Genomic DNA, 24,547 nt, shown 5'->3' with positions numbered 1-24,547 from the left:
AATACCTGCATGTGTTCAAAATGAATTGAACCTTTCGTGATGCCATTCGTTGTGTTCGGTCAGAGATTTGCCGAAAGGGTTCCTGTGGAACACACTGCCTCAATCCAACGATCCCTCCGCGTTCTTGTCATCCTGTCCCTTTTCGCGACCGCCTATTTCGCCCGGGATCTGATTCTGCCGGTTCTGCTGGGCTTTCTGGTCGCGCTTACATTAAGCCCGGTGTCTCGAGGGTTGTACCGTGTCGGGGTGCCACACGGGGTTTCTGCCTTTATCCTCGTCAGCGCCACCGGCTTGCTGATCCTCGCGGTCATCGCCGGATCGGCAGGCACGATCGCTGCATGGAGCGACGAGCTGCCGCGCATGGGATACGAGATCCGCACCAAGCTGAGCACCATGTCCGATGCGGTGGAGGAGATGCGCTCTGCCACGGAAGAAGTCGAAAAGATCGGCACAGGCGGCGAGGGAACGCCGGAGGTTGTGGTCAAACAGCCCGGCCTGCTGGATTCGGCCTTTGATACGGCTTCGCGGATCGGGGCGACGATTGCAGTGACGTTGGTTTTGGCCCTCTTCGTCCTGTCCTCGGGGTCATTGTTCTACAAAAAGATTGTGCAGTCTTTCCCGACACTCGCAGGCAAGAAACGCGCCCTTTCGACCGTCTACAGCATCGAGCGGCAGGTTTCGCGCTACTTGCTGACGATTTCATTGATCAACACCGGACTTGGCGTCTGCCTCTGGCTCTATCTCGCGTCACTGGGCCTGCCCAATGCCTATGTTTGGGGCATTGCCGCGGCATTGTTGAACTTCCTGCCCTATATTGGGGGTTTCATCGGCAGCGCATTGGTCGCGGCCTTTGCGATCGTTCATTTTGATAGTCTGGGCTACGCGCTGCTTGCGCCGCTTGGCTATCAGATACTTACTGCGATCGAGGGTCAGATTTTGACACCCTGGCTCGTCGGGCGGCGGTTGGCAATGAACACAGTCGCCGTGTTCTTGACCGTGGTTTTCTGGGGCTGGCTATGGGGCATTCCCGGGGCGCTTGTCGCTGTACCGTTTCTGGTGGTCTTCAAGGTGATCTGCGAGAACTTCGAGCCGCTGCACATTGTTGCAAACTTCTTGTCGGGCGACGACGGGTCGCCCGAACTGGAAGAAGAAAGCTTTTCGGACAAAAAGACCGATGCCGCCCTAACCGGCGAGTGACGGCAACCACAGGACGATACCCGGGAAGGCCACCAAAAGGGCGATGGTCACCGCGTCGGCGATGAAGAACGGTGTCACCCCTTTGAATACATCTTGCACGGTCAGATCGTCCCGCACGCCTGCAACGACGAAACAGTTGAGACCGATGGGCGGCGTGATCAGGCAGAACTCTGCCATTTTGACGACCAAAATACCGAACCAGATCGCGCACATCTGACCTGACATACCAAAGGCGGAATCAGCCGCCGCCACGGTTTCGCCACCGTTGAGAGCCATGACCGCCGGATAAACGACCGGCAGCGTCAGCAGCAACATTCCGATGGCGTCCATGAACATGCCGAGCACAGCATAGGCCAGCAAAATACAGATCAGGATAAGGATCGGCGCCATCTCAAGCGAGGTGATCCAGTCTGCAAAAGCAGCGGGCAATTCGGCAAACCCCAGAAAGCGCACATAGATCAGCACACCCCAGATAATGGTAAAGATCATCACCGTCAGCTTGGCTGTGTCCAGCAGCGCCTCTTTCAATTGGCCCCAGCGCATGCCGCGGTAGAGCGCCATCAGGAAGACAATGAACGCACCTACCGCACCGCCTTCGGTGGGTGTGCCCCATGCGTCCCCGAAAGGATTGTAGACAAAGAAGATGATGACAACGACGACCAAAACGATGGGCGATGCAGGTGGCAGGGATTCAAAGCGCTCGCGCCAGGTGAAGCCCGTGACAGGCGGGCCGACGTTTTTCCACATCATCGCGATGCCAATGATCATGCTGGCGTAAACGATGGCCGAAAACACACCCGGGATGAAGCCTGCAAGCAAGAGCTTGCCCACATCCTGTTCCACGATGATCGCATAGATGACAAGGATTGCGGATGGCGGGATGAGCGAGGCCAACGTCCCGCCAGCGGCGACAACTCCTGCCGCGAATTGTTTGTTGTACCCGATCTTGAGCATCTCGGGGATCGCGATGCGGGCAAAGACCGCCGCCGTGGCCACCGATGCGCCCGAAACTGCCGCAAAGCCCGCGGTCGCAAAGACGGTAGAGACAGCAAGGCCACCCGGCACCCAGGCAAACCAGCGTTTACAGGCCTCGAACAGTGCGGTCGTCAGTTTGGCGTAGTAGGCCAGATAGCCGATCATGATAAACACAGGGATCAGAGACAAGACCTGAGCCGACACTTTCGAATGCGGCGTCAGGCCTGCAATCTTGACGCTGATTTCAACGGCTTTCCAAAAGCGGTCGGGGTCATAGTCAAAGCCGTTCCAGCGCAGCCAGACCAGCCCGACGAACCCCGCCATCGCAGCAGCAAAGGCCACGCGCATGCCAAGGACGACAAACACCAGCATCCCGCCCGAGACCCATAGGCCAATTTCAATCGGTTCCATCGGTCAGCCCTTCCAGCGCTTTGGCCTCGATCATCGCCTGTTCGGCGATGGTTAGGTTCAGCGGTACAGCAACGGGGTTTTCCAGCCCCAATATCAGCGCACGCCCATAGCCCCATGCTTGCAAGAGCAACCTCAAGACCAGCACAGCAAAAGCCACCGGCACCACAAGCTTGCTTGGCCAGATCGGGATGCCGACGTCAATGGAACTGTCACGGCTGCACAGGAGCCGCGCGCAATCGAAAGAGCGATCAAAATGCTCCCATGCGCCATAGGTGAGCGCCACGATCAAAATCAGGATCATCAACACGGATATCAGCTCAAAGAACCAAAGCGTCCGGCCCTTGAGGGCAGAGACCAACATATCCATGCGGATATGCGTGCCGTCGCGTTGGACATAGGAGACACCCATGATCGCAATGATCGGCATCGCGGCTTCGATGTAATCGACATAGCCCATCATCGGCGCGCCGAAAAACTTGCGTGACGTCACCGAATAGGCCGCCAGAAACATCAGTGAAAAAATAGCCAACCCCGAGAGCAACGCACAAAAGCGCTCGATCGGTAGCAGTATACGGTCAAGTTTGCTGAGGAGGCTGGAATCTTCCAACACTGCGGCCGAGCCTGCCATGGCGATGTCCTTTGTTAGGGGGGGCGGGGACAACCCCGCCCTACGGCAATACCCACCGTAGGACGGAGTTACCCCCGCCAGTCACGTCGCAGGCTTAGTTGCCAGCTTTGGCATCCGCCAAAGTCTTGACCACCAGATCATAAAGCTCCTGACCGGGCAGGCCCTGCGCTTCCATGTCTGCGATCCAGGCGTCGCGTGCCGGTGCCGCAGCCGTTGCGCGGAACTCTTCCAGCACTTCGGGGGCGATTTCGACCTTTTCGACACCTTTTTCTTCCAGAACCGCATCCCAACGTTTCAGCAACTCGCCATAGTTGGCCAGATAATGGTCGAGCGATTCCTCAACTGAACTGTCCAGTGCCTCGCGCTCTGCATCCGACAGGGATTCGTAGGCATCAATGTTCACCACGACCGGGCAGTTGACGGTGCCGGGGTTCAGGTTTGCGGTCCACCAATCGGCCTGATTGATCGTACCAAAGGACAGATGCGCATGCTGGGCAAAGGCCACCGTATCCACGACACCTGATTCCATTGCCTGATAGGCTTCTGTCGCGGTCACGGATGTGGGCACAGCTCCAACCGCTTCAAACGCCTTGCCCAGACCGCCGGTTGCGCGGACGCGCATGCCTTTCATATCCTCAAGCGTGGTGCGTGGTTCGCCCGTCCCAACGATGTTGTACTGCGGCATCGGCGAGGTCATCAGCAGCTTGGCATTCCACTGTGCCATTTCCTCGGCTGCAGCAGGGTGCGCGTAGACTGCATTTGAGACGGCGCGTTCCTGCTCCAGGTTCTCGACACCCAGGAATGGCAGTTCCAGAACGGTCACAACGCGGTTCTTGTCGGCATGGTAGCCCGCACAGAACTGGGCCATTTCAAAAGCACCGATGGAGATACCATCGAGGTTCTCGCGGTTCTTGGACAGGCCGCCATAGCTGACGTTCATGGTGAATTCGCCGTTCGTCTTTTCGCTGACCAGTTCGGCCAGCTTTTCAACGTGTTCTGTAAAGGCCCGGCGCTTGCCCCAGACGGATACATTCCATTCGGTTGCTGCGGCTTCGGAAACGAAGGCAAACGAAATGGCGCAGACGGCTGCGCCGCTCAAAAACTTGGTCATTGGTGTCTCTCCCATTGATGCGCACCTTCCTCAGTGCGCTTGGGTCAGAAGCTAACGCGCAGAGGCCCCCCTGCCAACACCCAAGTGCTATTTCAACTCGATCTCGACGAATGACATCGGCGCCTGGCCCGCATTGATCACATTGTGCCGGACACCGCTGTCACGGCGGTAGGTGGTCCCGGCCTCGATCATGACTTCGCTTGTGGCTCCGTCCGGTCCTTCCAGCATCATGGTACAGTCCGTCAGGGTGGTGATCACATAGTCCAGCCCGTGCTCGTGCCATCCGGTCTCGGCTCCGATCGGGAAATCAAAACAGGTGACGCGAACGCGCGCATCGTCGATCTGAACTGTGGCAGTGACCTGAGGTCGGGGGATCGGACTCTCCATTGTCATATGAGCCGCGCGGCTCACTCCAGCGCTTTGGGCAATCATAGCGGCATTCTTGGTCAGACCGATACGCCAAAACCACTGGCCTTCCTCTCCGCCAAAAAATTTACAACTTTACCCGCAGGCCGGAAAATCATTTACAAGCGAACCGCGCCACGCCAGTTGCTTATTTCTTTCCGTCCACAGCCCGTTATGATCCCTCGCAATGATTGCGGCGCGACCGGGCCATTCCGGCAGAGCCCAGCAAAACCATTCAAGGGGGGAACTACATATGTCCGATACAGCAGCCACAACCTATCCGCCAAGCAAAGAGATGGCCTCGGGTGCCCATGTTGATGCCACGCGGTACGACGAGATGTATGCCGCCTCTATTGCCGATCCAGATGCGTTCTGGCGCGAACAGGCAGGCCGTGTCGACTGGATGAAACCCTTCACCCAGGTCAAGGATGTCGATTTTACGCTCGGCAATGTGCACATCAACTGGTTCGCCGATGGTGAGTTGAACGTCGCCGCGAACTGCATTGACCGCCACCTTGAAACGCGCGGCGACCAGACCGCGATCATCTGGGAGCCTGATAACCCTGATGAAGAGGCGCTGCACATCAGCTACCGCGAGCTGCACACAAATACCTGCAAGATGGCCAATGTTCTGCGCGACATGGGCGTGGGCAAAGGTGACCGCGTCATCCTCTACCTGCCGATGATCCCCGAGGCGGCCTATGCCATGCTCGCCTGCGCGCGTATCGGTGCGATCCACTCCATCGTGTTTGCGGGCTTTTCACCGGATGCCCTGTCTGCACGGATCAACGGATCCGACGCCAAGGTGCTCATCACGGCAGATCAGGCTCCCCGTGGTGGCCGCAACACAGCACTCAAGACCAACGCGGATCAGGCGCTCTTGCACTGCAAGGACACCGTCAAATGTCTGGTGGTCAAGCGGACCGGCGGCCAAACGACTTGGGCCGACGGGCGTGATTACGATTATCATGCGCTTGCCGCAGAGGCTGCAGACACCTGCGCCCCCGAAGCGATGAACGCCGAAGATCCGCTGTTCATTCTATACACTTCGGGCTCCACCGGGATGCCGAAAGGTGTCGTCCACACCACCGGGGGCTATCTGGTCTATGCGGCGATGACGCATGAGGTCACCTTCGACTACCACGATGGCGACATCTATTGGTGTACCGCCGATGTGGGCTGGGTCACCGGCCACAGCTATATTGTCTACGGTCCGCTGGCGAACGGGGCCACGACGCTGATGTTCGAAGGCGTGCCAACGTATCCCGACGCCAGCCGTTTCTGGCAGGTTTGCGAAAAGCATAAGGTGAACCAGTTCTATACGGCCCCGACCGCTCTGCGCGCGTTGATGGGCAAGGGCAAGGATTTCGTCACCAAGTGCGATCTGTCCAGCCTCAAGGTGCTGGGCACCGTGGGTGAGCCAATTAACCCGGAGGCTTGGAACTGGTACAACGAAGTCGTCGGCGGCGGGCGTTGTCCGATTGTGGATACCTGGTGGCAGACCGAAACCGGCGGCCACCTGATGACCCCCCTGCCCGGTGCACATGCGATGAAACCCGGCTCTGCGATGAAGCCGTTCTTCGGTATCAAACCTGTCGTTCTTGAACCAACCACGGCCGAAGAGCTTAAAGGCAATCCGGCGGAAGGCGTGCTGTGCATTGCCGACAGCTGGCCGGGTCAGATGCGGTCGGTCTGGGGTGATCATGAGCGGTTCGAGAAAACCTACTTTGCGGATTATCCGGGCTATTACTTTACCGGCGACGGCTGCAAGCGCGATGCGGATGGCGACTACTGGATCACCGGTCGCGTCGATGACGTGATCAATGTTTCGGGCCACCGGATGGGCACCGCCGAAGTCGAAAGCGCACTGGTTGCACATGCCAAGGTCGCCGAAGCCGCAGTCGTCGGCTATCCCCACGATATCAAGGGTCAGGGCATCTATTGCTATGTGACCTTGATGGGCGGCGAAGAGCCAACGGAAGAGTTGCGGGCCGAATTGCGGGGCTGGGTGCGCACAGAGATCGGGCCCATTGCATCGCCCGACCTTATCCAGTGGGCCCCTGGCCTACCCAAGACCCGTTCGGGCAAGATCATGCGCCGCATCCTGCGCAAGATTGCCGAGGACGATTTCGGTGCCTTGGGCGATACCTCAACGCTGGCGGAACCTGCGGTGGTGGACGATCTGATCGAAAACCGCATGAACAAAAAGTAACGCACGGAGCGCCACCGCAAAAATTTGCCGCGATCCCGACCTGATCCTGTCGGGATCGCGCCCTATATACTGGTCTGATCCGAAACTGCATTTGCCTGTGGGCCTATGGCCGAGCAGCGCTTTGCTCTATCGAAAGGCCGCGACATGGGGCTCTATGGACAAATGAATCCGGGCGTGGCAACGCAGGCTCCGATGGACAATGACTTGAGCTTTTTCGCGCCCGGTGATGCGGCGGCTTTGCGCTCCGCTTTCGGGCGGTTCGGCACGGGCGTGACGGTCATCACCACGCAAACCGACGCTGGCCCGATGGGCATGACCGCAAATTCATTCTCTTCAGTCTCGCTTGATCCGCCGCTGGTCCTGTGGTCCGCAGCATTGCGCTCGAAACGGCACGATGTATTTGCTACAACGCAAACCTACTGCATCCATGTGCTGGGACAGGATCAGGAAGCAATGGCTTTGCATTTCGCAAGCCAGGGCCATGACTTTACGTCCTTCGACTGGACCGCCGGACCGGGCGGTGCCCCGCAACTCGAAGGGTGCCTTGCCGCCTTCCATTGCAAGTTGGATGCTGTTCATCCCGCCGGCGATCACTCGATTATATTGGGTGAAGTCACCCATGCCGCCGAGCGGCCGGGCGACGGTGCGGGGCTGCTGTTCGACAAGGGCCGTTTTGGCGTCTTCACCGCCAAAGCCGCAGGCCCTTAGTAGTCCTTCTCGAAGAAAATCCCAATACCGCTGTTGCCGTCTGACCCAAGGGTTGCCCGACCGGTCAGGTTTGGCGTGATATCGATGTTTAGCGAGATTTCCGCCTCCCCATCTGATGCGGCGGTCACATCGCTGTAGACGTTTTCAGAGATGTACTTGCCCGCCCGTACCGCCGTGGCCCCGCTGTCGGTGGTCGTCACATCCAGATCGTCCAGCCCGAAGTTTTCCCGCAAGTTCGAAATCACCCCCGTGCCTCCACGTCCGGCGAGTGTCGCCACCGCATTGGCCAGTTGCAGCGCCTGAAGGGCCGATATTTCGGTCAGATCGCGCCCGAACAGAAGTTGCGCGAGAACTTCATCCTGCGGCGCGTCAGGTGTTGCTTCGAAGCTTACGGTGGGAGAATCGGCACGGCCTTCGACGACCACGCGCACTTCGCCCGTGTCGGTGGAGGTAGCCGAGACAAAGCGGATATAGGGCACCAGATCGCCTTGAAACTGGATCGACCCTTCGCGCAGATCAAAGCGCTGGCCCAGAATATCAAGCCGACCGCGAATAAGATCGAACCGCCCGGTAGAGATGATGCGGTTTGTCGTGCCTGTCAGTCGCAAAGCCCCGCCCAGTTCAGTATCAAGCCCGCGTCCCCGCACAAAAATACGATTGGGTGCGTTGACCGCGATGTTCAGGCCAAAGCCACCGGAGCCATCGCTCGTCGGATCATCCCCCGCCGCAGCACTGTCGATCCCGGCTTTGCGCCGCGTGGCGATCACAGGACGTGTGGCACCGATATGGTTGATCGGTGGAATATCTCCGATGCTGGTCAGCCCGGTCGACGGGACAGTAACATCGGTTTCACCGACATCGACTTGCCCGCTGATACTGGCCCCACCGCTGAGCGGCCCGGCCAGGCGCAAGGCGCCACTGACAGATGTGCGGTAAAGCTTGGGGTCGATCAGAACCAGATTATCAAGACCAATCGTCAGATCCGCAGGCAATCCGCCGCCCAGCCCGACTGTGCCACCAACACGCAATTGCCCGCCGTTGGTGGCGCGGCCTGTTACGTCGATTTGTGCCCGGCTGTTGACCAGACGAATATCAGCATTGATCCCTTCCAGCGCCAGCCGCAGGTTCGGGGCGCTGAATGTCGCGTTTGCCGTGCTGATCGTGCCACTGACCGACGAGAGTGCCGCCGGACCGTTGATGGCCAGATCGAACTGGGCCTGCCCCTGTAGATCACGGGGTTCCAGAAATGGTCGGGCCAGACCTAAAGGGGCCGACCCATCGACATCGAGGTTCAATTGCCCGCCGGGGTCAATCGTGCCTGACACCTGCGCGCGTGTGCCCGACGGGCCGTCAACATCGGTACTGACCTGAAATCCGCTGCCCTGACGTCGGGCCGACCCTGCGATGCTGAGGGGGCCACTGATATTGTCGACCAGCGCCCCGATGTTGGGCATATCGGCCGTAAATGTCACATTGGCCTGCGGTCCGGTCACCAGACCTTCGACTGCGGCGCGGGCGCTGTAGGGGCCGCTCGCCGTTGTCTCAAGCATGATGCCATCTGAGGTCTGCCGTACAATACCATTGGCCGAAAGCGGGCCAGAGATGCCGGGTGCCAAGGGGCTGACATTGGGAACAGAAACATCAAAAGACAGACGCATGTCGGGCCCTGTGGCCAATCCTGACACAGCAGCCTTGGCGCCATAGGGACCATCGGCGGTGGTATTTACCATGATGCCCTCGGGGGTCTGACGGATATCGCCGCTGGCCGACAAGGCCCCGTTGATGCCCGGTGCAAGGGGGCTGACATTTGGTAGGGACAAATCGAAATTGAGCTGCATGTCGGGGCCGGTGGCCAATCCGTCAACTGCGGCACGCAATCCGTAAGGACCGGTTGCGGTTGTATCCACCACAAAGCCCTGATCGGTCTGACGCAACTGTCCCTGCGCCTGAAGCGGCCCGCTGACCTGTGGCACAAGCGGCTGCACATCGGGCATTGAGAGATTAAAGCTCACGTCGATGGCAGGTGTGACAAGCCCTTCAATCGCCGCCTGCACATCGTAGGGGCCGGTCGCCCCCGTATCCAGACGCCAACCGTCCTCGGTCTTGCGCAGAGTACCATTGGCGGTGACGGGACCTTCGATTTGCTCGGCAAAAGGTTTGGCGTCCGGAATATTTGCACTGAACCGTAAAACCGCATTCGGGCCGGTCACCAACCCCTGTGCGGTCAGCGCAGCCTCATAGGGGCCGTCGGTCCTGGCATCAACGCTCCAACCGCGCGCGTCCTGAGTTGCGGTAGCAGACACCGTGACGGGGCCGCTGTACTGTGGCATCACAAGGCCGATATCGTTCAGCCGGAAGTCGGCCTGCGCCTGACTGTCATCGGTGCGCAATGCAGCCTCCCCCGTCAGGCTAAGCGCTGCATTCTCCACCGCCAGATCGCGGAGGAAAGTCCCTGTTTCGTCGCGGCGGGCGGCAAGGCTCAATTCGGTGCGTCCTGCCAGAACCGCATCCGCCTGTTCGATGCCCAGCGCCAGATCCTGTGTCGTCCCGTTCAGCACCAGATCGAACTGCCCCGCCAGCAAGGCGATACTGCCCTCGAGCGCCAATTCGGTCTGGCCGTCCAACTCGCGCCCCGCAAGAGCCGAGAACCGGCTGATGTCGGTGGCTCGCAATTGTGCATCAAGCTGGGTTTGCAAACCGGTTTCGATCCCGTCGACCACTGCGTTGCCGGTCAAGCCAAAGTCCGTGCCGCTCAGGTCCAGATTGCTCAACCGGAATGGCTGATCGGTGATATAGGCAAGGGTTGTGCGGCCCGTGATCTGATTGCCCGCGGCCTCGGCCAAAGCCGCATCGCGCAAGGCAAGCCCGGCAAGATCAAAGGCCACGTCGCCGTTGAATTTTCCCGGCTCATTCTCGCCGCCAGTCAATGTGCCGTCCAAGCTCAATTGGGTACGCTCAATTTCACCAGCGCTCATCGAAAGACCAGCAATATCAAACAATGCCTCGATTGCGTCGCTACTCGACGCATCGTAATCCACACGCAGATCAACCGCCTCCACCTGGGTCCCCTCACCACCGACCGGCAGCAGAATGGTGGTGCCATCGGGATTGGCAATGCGTCCGGTAATATCGATCAAGGTCGGCCATTTGCCAGCATTCAACGCTACGCTGCCTTCGATATTGGCGGCCTGCGCATTCAGAGAAAAAGCGCTCACGTCCACCGCGCCGGAGCTTTGCAGCAGGGCGTCTGCCTTTAGCTGCACATCTTCACCGAAGAACTCGCGAAAGCGGGGGGCAAGAAGGGCCGTGATATCGCCGCCTATGTCGGCCTGAACACGGCGGTCGGGCGTATCCCCCCCACTGCGGGCGTCCTGGGTGCCGAGAATCACCTGTCCGGCAAGACGGGGCTGGCCGTCAGTATCCAAAGCAATGTCCGCCGTGAAATCATCAATAGGTCCACTGCCCTCGACCGAGAGCGCCACCGATGGCCGGTCCGGGATGTTGAGCAGCTGCGAGACTAGTCCCTCGGTGCCTTCAGTTAATTGCAGCATCACGTCCAGCAAGCTATCGCTGCGCTCGAAATTTGCACGCAGGATGAACTCGCCCTGTTTACTGTCGGTGCGGCTGGCGGTCAGGTCGATATCCGCTTGCTCGCCATTCAGTACCGCAGACGCCGCCACGGTCAGTTGGGCCGACTCGCCTAGCAAGGGTGCGCCAAGGTTGATCTCTTCGATGCCAAGCTCGGTGATCTCGATAGAGACAGGCAGATCAGGCAGACTAAAGGGGGTCGCCTCAGCATCGGGGAGCGGGTCGCCTTCGGAGATGGGAAGTCGCGGGAGATCAAGCTTCTGCGCAGTCAGACTTTCGACCTCCAGCCGTCCCCGCAACAGGGCGCTGCGGTTCCAGTCCAGCACCACATCTTCAAGCGTCAGCCAGACACCTTCGCCATCGGCTATCGTCATCCGGTCAAACCGTGCTGCCGAGCTGAGCGCGCCTGCAAAGCCGTCAATGCTGACCGTCCGGCCTGCGCCGCTAAGCGCGTCCTGGATCGTGCGGGTCAAAAACCCTTTGTCTTCGCTCTCTTGCGCGACTGCTGCCAGACAGGAGCAAAATACAAGCGCCAAGGCTGCGAAGGCTGATTTCAGTAAACCCATCAAAACGATTGCCCTATGCCGATGTAGACTTGAAAGTTCTCGTCGGTTTCGGGACCGGATGTCGGCACTGCAAGGTCAACACGAATAGGGCCGATGCCGGTATCATACCGAACCCCGATCCCTGCGCCAGAATGCCAGACGCCGGACCCGTCATAGAATTCCTCTGACCCGACATACCCCCCATCGACAAAGCCGACCACGCCAATGCTCTGGGTGACCATGATCCGCGCCTCTGCCGATACCGCCACAAAGCTGCGTCCGCCAACGGTCTGATCGTTGCTCAGATCCACGCCAAGTGTCTGGTACGGTTGGCCCCGCACCGTGCCACCACCGCCCGAGTAGAAAAGATAGTCCGCAGGAGCCTCGCTGAGGTCCGGGCCGTACACAGACCCCAATTGCCCGCGCAGCGCAAAGGTCACGGGACGGGCTTCACCAAAGGTGCGGTACGCCCGTGCATCCACATAGGTACGCAGGCCATTGTCCGACCCGCTCACGGCCAGGAAAGGCGTGAGACTGGCGTTCAGATAATAGCCGTTTTTAGCATCAAGCCGGTTGTCGCGATAATCAAACTGCGCGCTAAGCGGCAGTGTCAGCAGGGTATAACGGTTCTCGCCAAAGGCATCCCGTGTCTCGGCCGTGCGCAACCCCAGACCCAATGTGTAGGTGCGGTTTTCATTGGCGATCCTTTCGATCCCGGCCTCAAGGTCAAGCTGGCGAGAGAAATAGTTTACCTCATCCAGTTGTTCGATCTGCGCAAGGGCATAGAAATCGGTGTCTTCATTAAAGGTCGCGGGGCGTTCAAAACGACCCGAAAGTCGGTAGTCTTCTCCGCCTGAATTGCCGCCGATGCCTTTGATCTCGCCTTCAATCCGCAGACGTTCTGCCCCGCCCAGCAGATTGCGGTGCAGCCAGAATGCACTGAGCGTAAGCCCTTCGAGCGATCCAAGTTCCGCACCAAAGCCAAAGCGGCGCGGCTTGGCTTCGGTCAATTGCGCGGTGATATCAAGCGTCTGGTTTGGGCCGATCCTGTCGGGCTCTAGCAATGCCACTGAGCTGAACGCCCCTGTGCGGCGCAACCTAGTGGCGGCCAACCGCAATTCACGCGGATCGAATATTTCGCCTGTGGGCAGGCCAGCAATGTCCAGAATACGGTCTGTTCTGACGGCGCTGTTGCCGGTGACCTGCAAAGGTCCGAACCGCAAACGCGGCCCCGGTGCCAGCCGCAATTCTGCATTGATCGTGCGATCCTGATGCCGCGCCGTCAGCTGTTGGCTTTCCAAATCCGCCTTGGCATGACCCTGCGCCCGCCAACCGTCGATCCCGCTGGACACCGCATCTTTGAGCACGCTCAGACTTGCAGTCTGGCCCGTGGCGAATTCTTCGGGCAGTTCAGTATCCGGTGCGACAGGGGCGATCTGCGCAGTGCCGAAGCGGAACAGAGGACCGGTATCAACGGTAATGACCGCGCGATCAATTGCGTTCGGAGGCTGCACCGGCGGGATGGCCGCCGCGTCAATACCGTCCAATGTAATCTTGATGACCGGACCAAAGTATCCCTGGTCATAAAGCACAGCCAGCAGCCGCCCGTAATCCGCTTGCGCGGCCGCGACGACTTCTTGCGTCGACGGGGTTTCTTCAAGGCTGGTCTGTTCTATCAGCAGGGAACCGCCAGACAGCGTGCCATAAAGATCGCTATCTTCTGAAACGCCTGTCAGAGTAACCTCTGCCGCGTTCATAATAACGGGCCAGCATAAGGCAGCGGTAACCGCCCCAGCTGAAATCCAACGCAAAAGCCCCTGCTCTGCCATCACTCGCACACCGCTACCCTTCCGTTGCGACCAGATGCCACGATTTTTCGCGATCTTTCCTGTCGATTGGGTCTGATTAACTCAGTTAGCTCGGTGTACAGTAAAGTCACTATGAAGCGCAAACACAGGTTTAATCTGAGCGGAAACGTGATGGTGCGGCTGGCATGGTGACCAAGTCATGCCCGCGGGAAACCGAAGACAGATCATGCGCATCAGGGCGCAAAAGCCTCGGTGTCGTCAGTGCAATTACAGAACAGAAGGCAAAGCAGGACGCTGCTGAGCGTCACTCTCTGTGAGCGACTTATCACATAAGGAATAAGGGAGTTCCGGCACCTTGCTGCGCAAGAACCAGTGGTGCGGTCGGAGAGACTCGAACTCTCACGGGTGTTACCCCACAGCGACCTCAACGCTGCGCGTCTACCATTCCGCCACGACCGCAAGCCATGTTGGTTTGCGCGGTGTAGCGGGGAAATTCGTGCTTGTGAAGAGGAAAACTGCAACAAAAAACCCCGGTGCGCTTGGGCACCGGGGCTTGGTCTAGGATTGCGTTAAAATCGCGTTATTCTGTGACCGAAAAGGTCGGCAGTCCCCCTACGGAGGCGGCTTGCGGCTTGGGCAGGCCCGCGGGCGCACCAGCGGTACGCTGGGTCGCGGCACGAATGAGTTCGGTCCGTTCGGGCTGACCCGGCACAAAGACCGCCGCCGCCCCGGTATCGACAGCTGTGAGGCCAGCTGCATACCAATCCTGCGCCATGTCGGCACGTTTCGCGGTGCCAAAGCCCTGACCCAGGTGATGGCCCATCAGCTCGCCATAAACACCTTCGCCCATTGTATAGAGCAGCAGGGCAGAGCCGACCGCCACGTCCATATTATCGGTGCGGTACCCCACGCCGAGGCAGATCCGCGCCGTGCCGCCCAGTTGGGCGGGGGACATGCCCGTGGTCAGGATGAAGGAGGACACATCAGCCACCACCGCATCACGGGATTTCAGCGAGAGCGAGGACACAAAGTCTTTCATCGCGGGGCCGAAACCTTCGCATTGCGCGGCGATCTGATCGGGGGTGAAGCCCTGGATCTGGCCGACCAGCTCTTCGGACTTGGCAATCGCATAGGTGCGCGCAAGGCAGAACTGTTCGTTGAGCGCGACATTGGGGTCGGCCATGCTGGCCAGTGTGGTGAAACCGCCATTGGTATTGGTGATCAGTGATACCGTATTGCAATGGGAAGCAAGCGAGGCTTGAGAGCCTGCGCCCATAAAGCTGGGCAAGCCGGCTGCGGGTGCCACGGCTGTCGCCAAAGCAGCTGCCCCGCCGAGCGGTGCTGTAGCAGCGGCAACGGTGGTTGTACCCGGCGCGGGCTGAGGTGCCACAGGCATCGGTGCGGGCTGAGGCGCGACCACGATGGTGGTTTGGGGTGCCGCATTGCCTGCAGGCGACTGGCCTGCCATCTCGGCTCGATATGTTTTCAGCAGACCGCGCGTGCCGTCCGGGGTCGCGGCGACCTGCTGCTGAACGGCATAACCGCCCGCCTGCGCACGGTTATAGCTGGAGGTCAGCAGGTTCTGTTCAAACGCAGAAAGTTGGCCTGTCACGGGATAGCCGAGATAGGCCTGATACTGGGAAACCGCGTTGCGGGTCTTTTGGCCCAACTGGCCATCAACGCTACCTGCATTGAAGCCGAAGTAGTTCAGCGATGCCTGAATATTGCGGCCTTCCTGCGTGGCTGGAATGCGCGGGCGGTACGTCTTCTTCTTGTATACCCTCTTTTTATAGGTGCGCTTCTGTTTCTTCGCATTGGCCCCGACGATACCGCCGATGATGGCACCGGCGATGAAATCGCCCGCGTCCGCTTGGGCGCGTTCGACGGGAATGATGATTAGCGAGGCGCCCAGAACGGCACCGGTGATGGATTTGAAATGCATTTTAGGGTCTCCGGCAAAAAGTGATTCATTATATTGGCGAAAACGCTAGCACATGAATTATGCGCGCCAAAATGAATCCTTGGTCTTTTTTGCAGCCAAGGTTGTAACAGACGTGTCAAAGGACGACATAGAGCACCTGACACACGAAAGGATCCGCCATGTCTTCGACGCAGCCCATCGAGGCCCCTGCCCTGCAAATCGACATCGTCTCGGACATCATGTGCCCGTGGTGCATCGTGGGCTACAAGCAGCTGGAACAGGCGCTTGCAACGCTCAAACTTGGTGCCTTCATCCGCTGGCATCCCTTCGAGCTGAACCCGGAGATGCCGCCAGAGGGGCAGAATGTGCGCGAGCATATCATGGAGAAATACGGCAGCACCGCCGAGCAATCGAATCAGAACCGCGCCCATCTTGTGCAGGTTGGCAAAGAACTTGGCTTTGACTTCAACTTCACCGCAGACAGCAAGATCGTGAACAGCTTTGCCGCACATCAGCTCTTGGGTCGGGCGCAGGAGCAAGGATTGCAGCATCCTCTCAAAATGGCGCTGTTCGATGCACATTTCACCCAAGGACGGGATGTTTCGGATTATGACGTGCTGGTGGATATCGCAGATGCAACGGGTCTTGATGCAACGGAGGCCCGCGGCCTTCTAGACAGTCAGAGCCGCGCAGAAGAAACGCGTGCGCACGAACAATTCTGGACCTCGCGGGGCATATCGGGTGTACCATCGATGGTCTTTGGCGGAAGGTATCTGGTGACCGGTGCGCAAGGGGTCGACGCTTATGTGCAGATGCTGACCAAGGTGATGGAAGAACTCGAAGCCGCCTGAACGCCTCCGAATACCGTCTTTATATCGCCTAAGTGATCCTGCAGGGTAGCGCCCGAAAGAAGGGGCGATCATGCAGGGCAGCACCGCAAAGACACGATCAGATGCGCCCCGCCGGGTCCAAAGCCTGGCGGCGGTGGGCATGTTTGTCGCTTTAACAATTGCGCTCCATGGCCTCCTGCTCAGCGTGGAGTACCGCTGGGCAGAGGTGTTGGACGTGGACACAATGGCGGGTCGGGATGCGTCGCACCGGATGGTGCTATTTGAAACACCCGAACGGCTACGGGTCTTGCAAACCGGGGACCGGTTGATCCCTATCCAGAAGGGTGCCAAGGTTTGTGTGTCGCGCAGACGTATAATCGCGCGACGCTGGCTGCGCTACCGGATCGAATTGCCCGGCTATTGTCGCGGTGTGCCGCGCAACCTGCCGCCGCAAAGTGTTTTCACCGTGGGTTGAGAGGGACGCACCAGACCTTGCTGCTGGATCATAGGGCCGCTACATCGCCTGTATGGTGGATTGGATCACAACAGACGGGCTGACGGATTACCGCACAGCCGAAGCCTGGATGGAGGCGCGGGTGGCCGCGATTGCCGCTGGTGACGCGCCCGAATGCATCTGGCTCGTAGAACATCCGCCGCTTTATACCGCTGGCACCTCGGCGCGGGCGGTGGACCTGACAGATGCGGACCGTTTCCCCGTTTATGATACCAAACGCGGTGGGCAATATACCTATCACGGACCGGGGCAGCGGGTCGCTTATGTTCTATTGGATGTGGCCAAGCGTGGCCGTGACGTGCGGTGTTTTGTGCGTGATCTGGAGGCTTGGGTGATTGCGACGCTCGATCAATTCAACCTGCGTGGCGAACTGCGTGACGGCCGCGTGGGGGTCTGGGTGCAGCGGCCCGAAAAGCCGCCGCAGCCTGATGGCAGCCCCGCCGAGGACAAAATCGCCGCCATCGGCATCCGGTTGCGCAAATGGATCAGCTTTCACGGCATCAGCATCAATGTGGAACCTGATCTAAGCCACTTTGGCGGCATCGTGCCCTGCGGCATCAGCGACCACGGGGTGACATCTCTGGTCGATCTGGGACTGCCGGTCACGATGGACGATCTCGATCTGGCGCTGCGCGAGCAGTTCGTTCAGACCTTCGGCAGCGATGTCACACCCTACGCGGTACAGCCGCTGTAATCACGCCCGCATGCGTGGCACGTCGTTCGGGTCCAGTTTGAGTTCGATCAACATCGGCCCCTTGCGGGTCTGCACCTGATCCATCGCTGCTTTCAGCTCATCCATCGAGCGGACCTCGATCCCCGTGCCACCCAAGGCTGTGCCGACAGCGGCAAAGCTCGGCCAATGGAATTCGGACAGGCTCGGGTCCATTTTGCGATCCAGAAACTGGATATGTTCGGCCCCATAGGCAGAATCATTCGCGATCACCACGATCAGATCAAGGCCCAGGCGCACAGCCGTGTTGAATTCGTTGATGCCCCCCATCATGAACCCGCCGTCGCCGGAAAACAGCACGACGGGCTTGTCCGGATAGGCCACCCCCGCGCCGATAGCTTCCTGCAGGCCCAAACCAATGGAGCCGAAACCGACTGTCGCCACAAAATGCCGCGGGTCTGGCACTGACATACGGCACCAAACCTCTGTCATAAAGCGGCCCCCATCCGTGGCCAGCACGCGATCTTTCGGCAGGGCCTCTTCCATGAACTGAAGCGCCTCGACGTAGTTGATGCAGCCTTCCGACGTCGTTTTAGGGCCGACCGGATGAGCCGTCAGCACGTCGATATCAAGGTCACGGGTAAAGCCGCTGCCTGCGATTTCAGCCTCGTCCAGCCAATAGAGAATCGTTTTGGCCGTATGGCCCGCGTCGGCGATCAATGCCGCATCAGGATGCAATGTGCCGCCGATTGCCGTGGGCTCCGTATCAATCTGGACGATCCGCTTGTCCTTCATCAACTTGCCCCGGTCCGTGGTAAAGTCATGCAGCCCCGTGCCGAAACAGATGATGCAATCGGCCTGCCCCATCAGATCGTACGCAGCAGGTGTCGACAAAGTGCCAAAAATATCAATGTTATAGGGGTGATCGTTAAACAAGCCCTTTGCCATCAACGTGGTTGCCAGTGGTGCTTCCAACCGGTCGGCCAGCGCGATGATTTCGTCGCGTGCATTGATCGCACCGCTGCCGGCAAGGATCAGCGGCCGCCGCGCAGAAGCGATCATACCGATGGCCTGATCCAATGTGTCGCCTTCAGCCACATCGCCGGGATCGGTAAAGACATTCAGAACCTTCGGATCAAAATCTGCTTCCTGCCACATGAAATCGGCGGGCATGTTCAACACGATGGGCCGTCTTTCCACCTGAGCGCGGTAGAATGCGCGGGCGACATCCATTGCGACCGTTGCGGGTGAGCGAAGCTGTTCGAAGCCTGCGCCCGTGGTCTTGACCAATTCGCGCTGGTCGATACTTTGTAAGTGACGCGGGTTGTCCTGCGGCGTGTCGCCAGCAAGCAGAACCACAGGCAGGTGCCCGCGCACCCCTTCTGTCAGGGCGGTAATGCAGTTTGTGACCGCAGGACCGTGGGTCACCGTGGCTACCCCGACCTTACCGGTGACGTGTGCAAAGGCCATCGCCATGAGCACGCCGCCTCCTTCATAGGCGGCAGGCACAAAGCGTCCGTCGCACTCACGTACGAAACTATCGACCATAAAGAGGTTCGCATCGCCCATCAGGCCGAACATGGTGTCGACTTTGTGGGCAGCTACAGCGCGTGCGATGTTTTGGTAAACGTGTGATTGAGGCATGGGATTCTCCGTTGTTCCCGCGAAGATACCAAGGTGCTGCTGCAAAATATGCGCGAGTTCGCCGCTGCTACAGGATCCTGATGCGGGGAATGTCGTAAATTTTACAATTTCATGCGCATATCGCGCATGGCTTTTGTTCTGTGGATTCGATGCAGAACGCGATTCATCGAAGGTGTCGATAGCCCGTCACTACCAAACCAGGCACGCCCGCTTCAGTCGCCATTAAAGAAGTACAAACCCTCAGCAATTATATCTGACCTGCGACACACCGCCCATTGCCCCTGACGGTCCATCGGATTAGAACCAAAACCACTTCGCATCGCGTTTTGCCAACAGGCGCGGTGTATATGCAGTTAATATCGAGGAGGCACCGCATGGCAGACGCAGCCATTCACGGGCACGACCATCACGACGAGCGCGGGTTCTTCACGCGCTGGTTTATGTCCACAAACCACAAAGACATCGGTATTCTGTACCTGATCGTCTCAGCGCTCGCGGGTTTCGTATCCGTTGCTTTCACCGTTTACATGCGGTTGGAGCTGATGAACCCCGGCGTTCAGTACATGTGTATGGAAGGCGCGCGTTTCATCGCCGATTCTTCCGCCGTCTGTACGCCCAACGGGCACCTTTGGAATGTTCTGATCACCGGTCACGGCATTCTCATGATGTTCTTTGTTGTTATTCCGGCCCTCTTCGGCGGTTTCGGCAACTATTTCATGCCGTTGCAGATCGGTGCGCCGGATATGGCGTTCCCTCGGATGAACAACCTGTCGTTCTGGCTTTATGTGGCCGGTACAACACTTGCCGTTTGTTCCGTTCTCGCCCCCGGCGGCAATGGTCAGGCCGGTTCCGGTGTCGGTTGGGTTCTGTATCCACCGCTTTCCGTCAAAGAAGGCGGCATGTCGATGGACCTCGCGATCTTCGCGGTTCACGTCTCCGGTGCGTCCTCTATCCTTGGTGCGATCAACATGATCACGACCTTCCTGAACATGCGTGCCCCCGGCATGACCCTGTTCAAAGTGCCGCTGTTCTCTTGGTCGATCTTTGTCACAAGCTGGCTGATCCTGCTGTCCCTGCCGGTCCTCGCCGGTGCGATTACCATGCTCTTGATGGACCGTAACTTCGGATTTGCGTTCTTTGATCCGGCAGGCGGCGGTGACCCGGTGCTGTACCAGCACATCCTGTGGTTCTTTGGTCACCCCGAAGTTTACATCATCATTCTGCCCGGTTTCGGCATCATCAGCCACGTAATTGCTACCTTCTCTCGCAAACCGATCTTTGGCTACCTGCCAATGGTCTGGGCGATCATCGCGATTGGTGCTTTGGGCTTCGTCGTCTGGGCGCACCACATGTACACCGTGGGTATGACCCTGAACCAGCAAGCCTACTTTATGCTGGCGACGATGGTGATTGCGGTACCGACAGGGGTGAAAGTCTTCTCATGGATCGCAACCATGTGGGGCGGCTCGGTTGAGTTCAAAACACCGATGCTCTGGGCCTTCGGCTTCCTGTTCCTGTTCACCGTAGGTGGCGTGACAGGCATCGTGTTGTCACAGGCTGCAGTCGACCGCTACTATCACGACACATACTACGTTGTGGCACACTTCCACTATGTGATGAGCCTTGGTGCCGTCTTCGCGATCTTTGCGGGTATCTACTTCTACTTCCCCAAGATGACGGGCAAGATGTACCCCGAGTGGGCCGGTAAACTGCACTTCTGGGCGATGTTCATCGGTGCGAACCTGACCTTCTTCCCACAGCACTTCTTGGGCCGTCAGGGCATGCCACGTCGTTACATCGACTACCCTGAAGCCTTTGCCTACTGGAACTACGTCTCCAGCTGGGGTGCGTTCCTGAGTTTTGCGTCCTTCCTGTTCTTCTTCGGTGTCATGGCCTACAGCCTGATGCGCGGCGCACGGGTGACACAGAACAACCCATGGAACGAATATGCTGACACGCTGGAGTGGACACTTCCTTCCCCTCCCCCGGAGCATACCTTCGAGACCCTGCCCAAGCAGGAGTTGTGGGACAAACAGCCCGGCCACTGAGGTCAGACTGACATCTGAAAACATAAGGCTCCAACGGCGGTTGGGGCCTTTTTTTATGTATACTCACGAAGGTCGTTGTCGAAGGTCGCGGCTTGGCCCCTGATGAGATGGAGCACTTTCATTACCAAACTGCCTCTTGGCCACTACAACGCGCCTGCGCTACGGTTTGACTATATGATCCCCTGCCAAAGGTCCAAACCGATGATCCCCCTCCTTACACCCCTCTACGCAGGCCTGTTGGCGCTTATCTTTGTTGTGCTGTCCTGGCGGGTCATCCTCTATCGCCGTGCGAATCTCATCTCCCTGGGTGATTCTGGCGACAAAGCCCTGTTGAAACGCATGCGCGCCCAAGCCAATTGCGCCGAATATGCGCCGGTCGCGATAATCTTGATGTTGCTTGCTGAACTCTCCGGTGCGCCCGGGGTGGCTGTCCATACGCTCGGCATCGCCTTTGTCACGGGGCGTATCCTGCACGCCATCGGCTTTTCAGCAACGCCACAAAAGATAGGATTGCGCCAGATCGGCATGGTTTTGACCCTCATGGGCATCACGTTCAGCGCCCTTGGTCTCATCCTGCATGGGCTAATTTGACAGCGCTTTTGGTCAGCGGACACAGCCCGTCGAAATAAAGAAAAGAAAATCGTACAAACCGCGGATTTCCCTCTTGCACGGGGCGGTCAGGATGGGTATTTCGCTCACACCAAAGGATGCGGGCGTAGCTCAGGGGTAGAGCATAACCTTGCCAAGGTTAGGGTCGGGCGTTCGAATCGCCTCGCCCGCTCCAATTTGGTCCTGCCAAACCCCGGCAGGAATTTGAAAAGACCGCTCTTCGGGGCGGTCTTTTTCGTTTCGGCGTCCTGATGCTTATGTCATCGGCGGACAGCGGCCGAAGTCCTATACGCCACCGGCCCCGCGTTTCAGAATCTTCTAAAATTCGCCACAAACCTGCCTGATTGTAGAGATTTAAAGAATACAATCTCCGGTTACACGCCTTCTGGTTGCCGGGTTGTAAAGGAAAGGTACGCAATGAGACTGCTCGCTGTTGACGACGACCCCCTGATTCTGGACCTGCTCCAAACGATCTTCGCACAAGCCGATCTGCCAGACATATCGGTTGCCCCGTCTGGTATCGCCGGATTGGCAATGCTTGAGGATCCTGACTTCGAAGTGGATGGTTTGATCCTCGATATTACGATGCCTGGCATGTCCGGGATCGATCTGTGCAAGGCGGTCCGCCAGATGCCCCGCCACCGGCACAAGCCGATTCTGATGCTGACCTCTGTCACCGACATAACAACCGTCGAGAATGCCTTTGCCGCCGGGGCTGATGACTACGTGACAAAGCCCTTTGATGTAAAAGAGATCGTAGCACGGGTGCGTGTCGCGGAACGCATGGTGGAAAAGGCCTCACCCCTTTCGACGGTGGAGCCCACCGAGCGCCCGGAGGAACAAGTTGCAGGACAGCACGCGATCGACATTGCAGAGCCGCTGCGTATCGCTGAATTGGCCAACCTGATCCATCCCTTCGCCCTTGGGAACTATTTAGCACAACTGTCGCGGCGCAAGGTCGATCGCAGCACAATCTTTGCTGTTCACCTGAGCCAGATCAGCGACATTTTTGCCAAGTGCACCACGGCTGAACTATCACAGATAGTGAAAGGCGTCGGAGAAGCGATAAATACGGCGGTGGGCCGCCCCAGATTGCTGATGGCCTACGAGGGGAACGGCATGTTCATCTGTATCCTGCCGGGGTCCGAGGCGCTCGAATGGCCGCTTGTGGAACATCAGATCCAAGCCGCTCTTAACGCACAGCATTTGCTGAACGCGGATGGGACTGAGAGGCGGATCGACGTGAGCGTGGGGAACCCGGTTACACCAAGTGCCAGCCGCTTCCAAAGGGTGAACAGAACCTTCGACCGCACACGCGAACGCGCCCTCAGCCGCAGTCGGAGCAAAGGCTCCGACGTCGCCTGAATTGCGTGCCCTCTGCCCCCTGCTGGTGTCAGTCGACGAAAGGGTTGCCTAGTTGATCGGAAACTGTCGCAAACACTGCGTCGCGTTGCGGCGGTAATCCGCGATGGTGTCGTCCACACTGCGCCGGTCGCGCATCAACTCAAGCGCTCTTTTCTTCTGTGACCGCGTGCCGGAGACATGCCGCTCCAGCATCAGGATCGTAATGCCCAGCATCACCTCTTTTTCGTTTTGAGGGATCAACTCGGCGCGGGCCAAGGCGACGGCCGTCAAGGCCAGCGTATTGGCACAGCGCAATGCTGCGGCTTCCGACCCTTCATAGATTTTCTGTGCCTGTGCCGGACCGGCAAACGCGGCCCACCCACAAAGCAAGGCAAAGGCCAAAGCCCGCATCAAAAGACTTTGAAAGTCATCGTGGTCAGCGAGCGCTCAATGCCTTCGATATCCAACAGATGGTCGTTGATATAGACACCGACGTCTTCACCCTTGGGGACATAAAGCTTCATCAGCAGATCGAAATCACCGGACGTCGAATAAAGCTCTGAATGGATTTCGCGCAAAGCGATATCTTCGGCAACGCGGTAGGTTGTGCCGGGTTTGCACCTGATCTGGATGAACACGCAGGTTGTCATGGGAGCCTCATTGGTTGGACCCCCAAAGGGTTGCACAAGCCCCCTTCCCCCGCAATGGGTGATCTGGGGGTGAACGCGCTTGGCCTTCCATCCGTGACTGCTATAACAGCGACAAATCAGCCCGCCGGAGACACCCCATGCGCCAGACGACCCTGACCCGCAGCACCGCCGAAACGGAAGTGAGCGTCGAGATCAATCTTGATGGCACCGGCAGCTATGACAACCAGACCGGGGTCGGCTTTTTCGATCACATGCTGGACCAGCTGGCCCGGCATTCGCTGATCGACATGACCATCCGTGCCAAAGGTGATCTGCATATTGATGATCACCACACGGTTGAAGATGTGGGTATCACGCTGGGTCAGGCGCTCACAAAAGCCCTGGGCGACAAACGCGGCATCCGGCGGTACGGCTCATGCCTTTTGCCGATGGACGACGCGCTGGTACGCTGTGCACTGGATCTGTCCGCGCGGCCTTTCCTGATCTGGAATGTCGATCTGCCAACGTCCAAGATCGGCGGCTTCGACACTGAACTGGTGCGCGAGTTCTTTCAAGCGCTCAGCACCCATGGCGGCATCACGCTGCATGTCGATATGCTGCATGGGTTGAACAGCCACCACATTGCCGAAGCCGCGTTCAAATCCGTGGCCCGCGCCCTGCGCGATGCGGTCGAGGTCGACCCGCGCAAAGCGGATGCGATCCCCTCGACCAAGGGCGCATTGTAAGCTC

General features: G+C 58.6%; 20 protein-coding genes and 2 tRNA genes. 11 read left to right on the top strand and 11 right to left on the bottom strand.

Going from position 1 to position 24,547, the window contains the following annotated elements; translation table 11 throughout:
- The first annotated feature begins 84 nt into the window (after nt 1-84).
- Complete coding sequence (locus Z945_RS0112590) at nt 85-1,197, top strand: AI-2E family transporter (RefSeq protein ID WP_052862702.1); 1,113 nt, start codon at nt 85-87, stop codon at nt 1,195-1,197.
- On the opposite strand, the gene Z945_RS0112585 is transcribed toward Z945_RS0112590, so the two are convergent.
- The 4 genes from Z945_RS0112585 to Z945_RS0112570 form a co-directional block, all read right to left on the bottom strand.
- A complete protein-coding gene (locus Z945_RS0112585) occupies nt 1,183-2,583 on the bottom strand; it encodes a TRAP transporter large permease (protein WP_025052464.1) in 1,401 nt (466 codons plus the stop codon). The genes Z945_RS0112590 and Z945_RS0112585 overlap by 15 nt on opposite strands.
- Nucleotides 2,570-3,211, bottom strand: coding sequence for a TRAP transporter small permease subunit (locus Z945_RS0112580; protein ID WP_025052463.1), 642 nt, complete (start codon nt 3,209-3,211; stop codon nt 2,570-2,572). The genes Z945_RS0112585 and Z945_RS0112580 overlap by 14 nt, the downstream gene beginning before the upstream one ends.
- A gap of 94 nt (nt 3,212-3,305) precedes the next feature.
- The gene (locus Z945_RS0112575) at nt 3,306-4,322 is read right to left on the bottom strand and encodes a C4-dicarboxylate TRAP transporter substrate-binding protein (protein WP_025052462.1); all 1,017 of its coding nucleotides are present in this window, start codon (nt 4,320-4,322) and stop codon (nt 3,306-3,308) included.
- An 87-nt stretch (nt 4,323-4,409) separates the two neighbouring features.
- Nucleotides 4,410-4,754, bottom strand: a complete 345-nt coding sequence (locus Z945_RS0112570) for a cupin domain-containing protein (RefSeq protein ID WP_420911460.1) — start codon at nt 4,752-4,754, stop codon at nt 4,410-4,412.
- Between the two features lie 226 nt (nt 4,755-4,980).
- Here Z945_RS0112570 and acs point away from each other — a divergent pair, with 226 nt between their 5' ends.
- Together acs and Z945_RS0112560 are read left to right on the top strand one after the other, a co-directional pair.
- The gene (gene acs / locus Z945_RS0112565; RefSeq protein WP_025052460.1) at nt 4,981-6,939 is read left to right on the top strand and encodes an acetate--CoA ligase; all 1,959 of its coding nucleotides are present in this window, start codon (nt 4,981-4,983) and stop codon (nt 6,937-6,939) included.
- 144 nt (nt 6,940-7,083) lie between these two features.
- The gene (locus tag Z945_RS0112560) at nt 7,084-7,647 is read left to right on the top strand and encodes a flavin reductase family protein (RefSeq protein WP_338152104.1); all 564 of its coding nucleotides are present in this window, start codon (nt 7,084-7,086) and stop codon (nt 7,645-7,647) included.
- Here the strand turns inward: Z945_RS0112560 and Z945_RS0112555 are convergent.
- From Z945_RS0112555 to Z945_RS0112540, 4 genes are all read right to left on the bottom strand, one after another.
- A complete protein-coding gene (locus Z945_RS0112555) occupies nt 7,644-11,801 on the bottom strand; it encodes a translocation/assembly module TamB domain-containing protein (protein ID WP_152541122.1) in 4,158 nt (1,385 codons plus the stop codon). The two genes, Z945_RS0112560 and Z945_RS0112555, sit on opposite strands and share 4 nt — an antisense overlap.
- Nucleotides 11,801-13,537, bottom strand: a complete 1,737-nt coding sequence (locus Z945_RS0112550) for an autotransporter assembly complex protein TamA (RefSeq protein WP_241434504.1) — start codon at nt 13,535-13,537, stop codon at nt 11,801-11,803. Before Z945_RS0112550 ends, Z945_RS0112555 begins: the two co-directional genes overlap by 1 nt.
- 424 nt (nt 13,538-13,961) lie before the next feature.
- A tRNA-Leu gene (locus Z945_RS0112545) sits at nt 13,962-14,047 on the bottom strand.
- Nucleotides 14,048-14,168: 121 nt separating this feature from the next.
- Complete coding sequence (locus tag Z945_RS0112540; protein ID WP_025052456.1) at nt 14,169-15,530, bottom strand: peptidoglycan-binding domain-containing protein; 1,362 nt, start codon at nt 15,528-15,530, stop codon at nt 14,169-14,171.
- 158 nt (nt 15,531-15,688) lie between these two features.
- Here Z945_RS0112540 and Z945_RS0112535 point away from each other — a divergent pair, with 158 nt between their 5' ends.
- The 3 genes from Z945_RS0112535 (at nt 15,689) to lipB (ending at nt 17,547) form a co-directional block, all read left to right on the top strand.
- Entirely contained in the window at nt 15,689-16,360 is a 672-nt protein-coding gene (locus Z945_RS0112535) for a DsbA family oxidoreductase (protein WP_025052455.1), read from the top strand.
- A 70-nt stretch (nt 16,361-16,430) separates the two neighbouring features.
- Nucleotides 16,431-16,814, top strand: a complete 384-nt coding sequence (locus Z945_RS0112530) for a hypothetical protein (protein ID WP_025052454.1) — start codon at nt 16,431-16,433, stop codon at nt 16,812-16,814.
- Nucleotides 16,815-16,866: 52 nt separating this feature from the next.
- The gene (gene lipB / locus Z945_RS0112525) at nt 16,867-17,547 is read left to right on the top strand and encodes a lipoyl(octanoyl) transferase LipB (RefSeq protein WP_025052453.1); all 681 of its coding nucleotides are present in this window, start codon (nt 16,867-16,869) and stop codon (nt 17,545-17,547) included.
- Here the strand turns inward: lipB and Z945_RS0112520 are convergent, their stop codons facing one another.
- Nucleotides 17,548-19,167, bottom strand: coding sequence for a thiamine pyrophosphate-binding protein (locus Z945_RS0112520; RefSeq protein ID WP_025052452.1), 1,620 nt, complete (start codon nt 19,165-19,167; stop codon nt 17,548-17,550). It abuts the gene before it with no gap.
- Nucleotides 19,168-19,541: 374 nt separating this feature from the next.
- Here Z945_RS0112520 and ctaD point away from each other — a divergent pair, with 374 nt between their 5' ends.
- The 4 genes from ctaD (at nt 19,542) to Z945_RS0112500 (ending at nt 23,189) form a co-directional block, all read left to right on the top strand.
- Nucleotides 19,542-21,215: a cytochrome c oxidase subunit I gene (gene ctaD, locus Z945_RS0112515; protein WP_025052451.1), complete on the top strand. Its 1,674-nt coding sequence runs from the start codon at nt 19,542-19,544 to the stop codon at nt 21,213-21,215.
- A gap of 174 nt (nt 21,216-21,389) precedes the next feature.
- Nucleotides 21,390-21,806 carry an MAPEG family protein gene (locus Z945_RS0112510; protein WP_338152111.1) on the top strand — a complete coding sequence of 139 codons (417 nt, stop codon included), beginning with the start codon at nt 21,390-21,392 and terminating at the stop codon, nt 21,804-21,806.
- Between the two features lie 118 nt (nt 21,807-21,924).
- A tRNA-Gly gene (locus Z945_RS0112505) sits at nt 21,925-21,999 on the top strand.
- A gap of 242 nt (nt 22,000-22,241) precedes the next feature.
- Nucleotides 22,242-23,189 carry a response regulator gene (locus Z945_RS0112500; protein WP_025052449.1) on the top strand — a complete coding sequence of 316 codons (948 nt, stop codon included), beginning with the start codon at nt 22,242-22,244 and terminating at the stop codon, nt 23,187-23,189.
- 48 nt (nt 23,190-23,237) lie between these two features.
- Here Z945_RS0112500 and Z945_RS0112495 read toward each other — a convergent pair whose 3' ends face one another.
- Both Z945_RS0112495 and Z945_RS0112490 read right to left on the bottom strand, forming a co-directional pair.
- On the bottom strand, nt 23,238-23,579 hold the full coding sequence (locus Z945_RS0112495; RefSeq protein WP_025052448.1) for a hypothetical protein: 342 nt from the start codon (nt 23,577-23,579) through the stop codon (nt 23,238-23,240).
- The gene (locus tag Z945_RS0112490; RefSeq protein WP_025052447.1) at nt 23,579-23,818 is read right to left on the bottom strand and encodes an Lrp/AsnC ligand binding domain-containing protein; all 240 of its coding nucleotides are present in this window, start codon (nt 23,816-23,818) and stop codon (nt 23,579-23,581) included. Before Z945_RS0112490 ends, Z945_RS0112495 begins: the two co-directional genes overlap by 1 nt.
- A 137-nt stretch (nt 23,819-23,955) precedes the next feature.
- Here Z945_RS0112490 and hisB point away from each other — a divergent pair, with 137 nt between their 5' ends.
- A complete protein-coding gene (hisB, locus tag Z945_RS0112485) occupies nt 23,956-24,543 on the top strand; it encodes an imidazoleglycerol-phosphate dehydratase HisB (RefSeq protein WP_025052446.1) in 588 nt (195 codons plus the stop codon).
- The last annotated feature ends 4 nt before the right edge of the window (nt 24,544-24,547 follow it).

Source organism: Sulfitobacter noctilucae, assembly GCF_000622365.1.
Lineage (GTDB): Bacteria > Pseudomonadota > Alphaproteobacteria > Rhodobacterales > Rhodobacteraceae > Sulfitobacter > Sulfitobacter noctilucae.
This window is presented reverse-complemented; position numbering and strand designations above follow the sequence as displayed.

Bases quoted from the DNA above. Each gene is read 5' to 3' on its own strand.
- Z945_RS0112540 (WP_025052456.1), bottom strand. From the start codon at position 15,530: ATGCATTTCAAATCCATCACCGGTGCCGTTCTGGGCGCCTCGCTAATC.
- Z945_RS0112510 (WP_338152111.1), top strand. From the start codon at position 21,390: ATGATCCCCTGCCAAAGGTCCAAACCGATGATCCCCCTCCTTACACCC.
- Z945_RS0112550 (WP_241434504.1), bottom strand. From the start codon at position 13,537: ATGAACGCGGCAGAGGTTACTCTGACAGGCGTTTCAGAAGATAGCGAT.
- Z945_RS0112520 (WP_025052452.1), bottom strand. From the start codon at position 19,167: ATGCCTCAATCACACGTTTACCAAAACATCGCACGCGCTGTAGCTGCC.
- Z945_RS0112490 (WP_025052447.1), bottom strand. From the start codon at position 23,818: ATGACAACCTGCGTGTTCATCCAGATCAGGTGCAAACCCGGCACAACC.
- Z945_RS0112585 (WP_025052464.1), bottom strand. From the start codon at position 2,583: ATGGAACCGATTGAAATTGGCCTATGGGTCTCGGGCGGGATGCTGGTG.
- Z945_RS0112500 (WP_025052449.1), top strand. From the start codon at position 22,242: ATGAGACTGCTCGCTGTTGACGACGACCCCCTGATTCTGGACCTGCTC.
- Z945_RS0112560 (WP_338152104.1), top strand. From the start codon at position 7,084: ATGGGGCTCTATGGACAAATGAATCCGGGCGTGGCAACGCAGGCTCCG.
- Z945_RS0112580 (WP_025052463.1), bottom strand. From the start codon at position 3,211: ATGGCAGGCTCGGCCGCAGTGTTGGAAGATTCCAGCCTCCTCAGCAAA.
- Z945_RS0112570 (WP_420911460.1), bottom strand. From the start codon at position 4,754: ATGATTGCCCAAAGCGCTGGAGTGAGCCGCGCGGCTCATATGACAATG.
- Z945_RS0112555 (WP_152541122.1), bottom strand. From the start codon at position 11,801: ATGGGTTTACTGAAATCAGCCTTCGCAGCCTTGGCGCTTGTATTTTGC.
- Z945_RS0112575 (WP_025052462.1), bottom strand. From the start codon at position 4,322: ATGACCAAGTTTTTGAGCGGCGCAGCCGTCTGCGCCATTTCGTTTGCC.
- hisB (WP_025052446.1), top strand. From the start codon at position 23,956: ATGCGCCAGACGACCCTGACCCGCAGCACCGCCGAAACGGAAGTGAGC.
- ctaD (WP_025052451.1), top strand. From the start codon at position 19,542: ATGGCAGACGCAGCCATTCACGGGCACGACCATCACGACGAGCGCGGG.
- Z945_RS0112535 (WP_025052455.1), top strand. From the start codon at position 15,689: ATGTCTTCGACGCAGCCCATCGAGGCCCCTGCCCTGCAAATCGACATC.
- Z945_RS0112530 (WP_025052454.1), top strand. From the start codon at position 16,431: ATGCAGGGCAGCACCGCAAAGACACGATCAGATGCGCCCCGCCGGGTC.
- Z945_RS0112495 (WP_025052448.1), bottom strand. From the start codon at position 23,579: ATGCGGGCTTTGGCCTTTGCCTTGCTTTGTGGGTGGGCCGCGTTTGCC.
- lipB (WP_025052453.1), top strand. From the start codon at position 16,867: ATGGTGGATTGGATCACAACAGACGGGCTGACGGATTACCGCACAGCC.
- acs (WP_025052460.1), top strand. From the start codon at position 4,981: ATGTCCGATACAGCAGCCACAACCTATCCGCCAAGCAAAGAGATGGCC.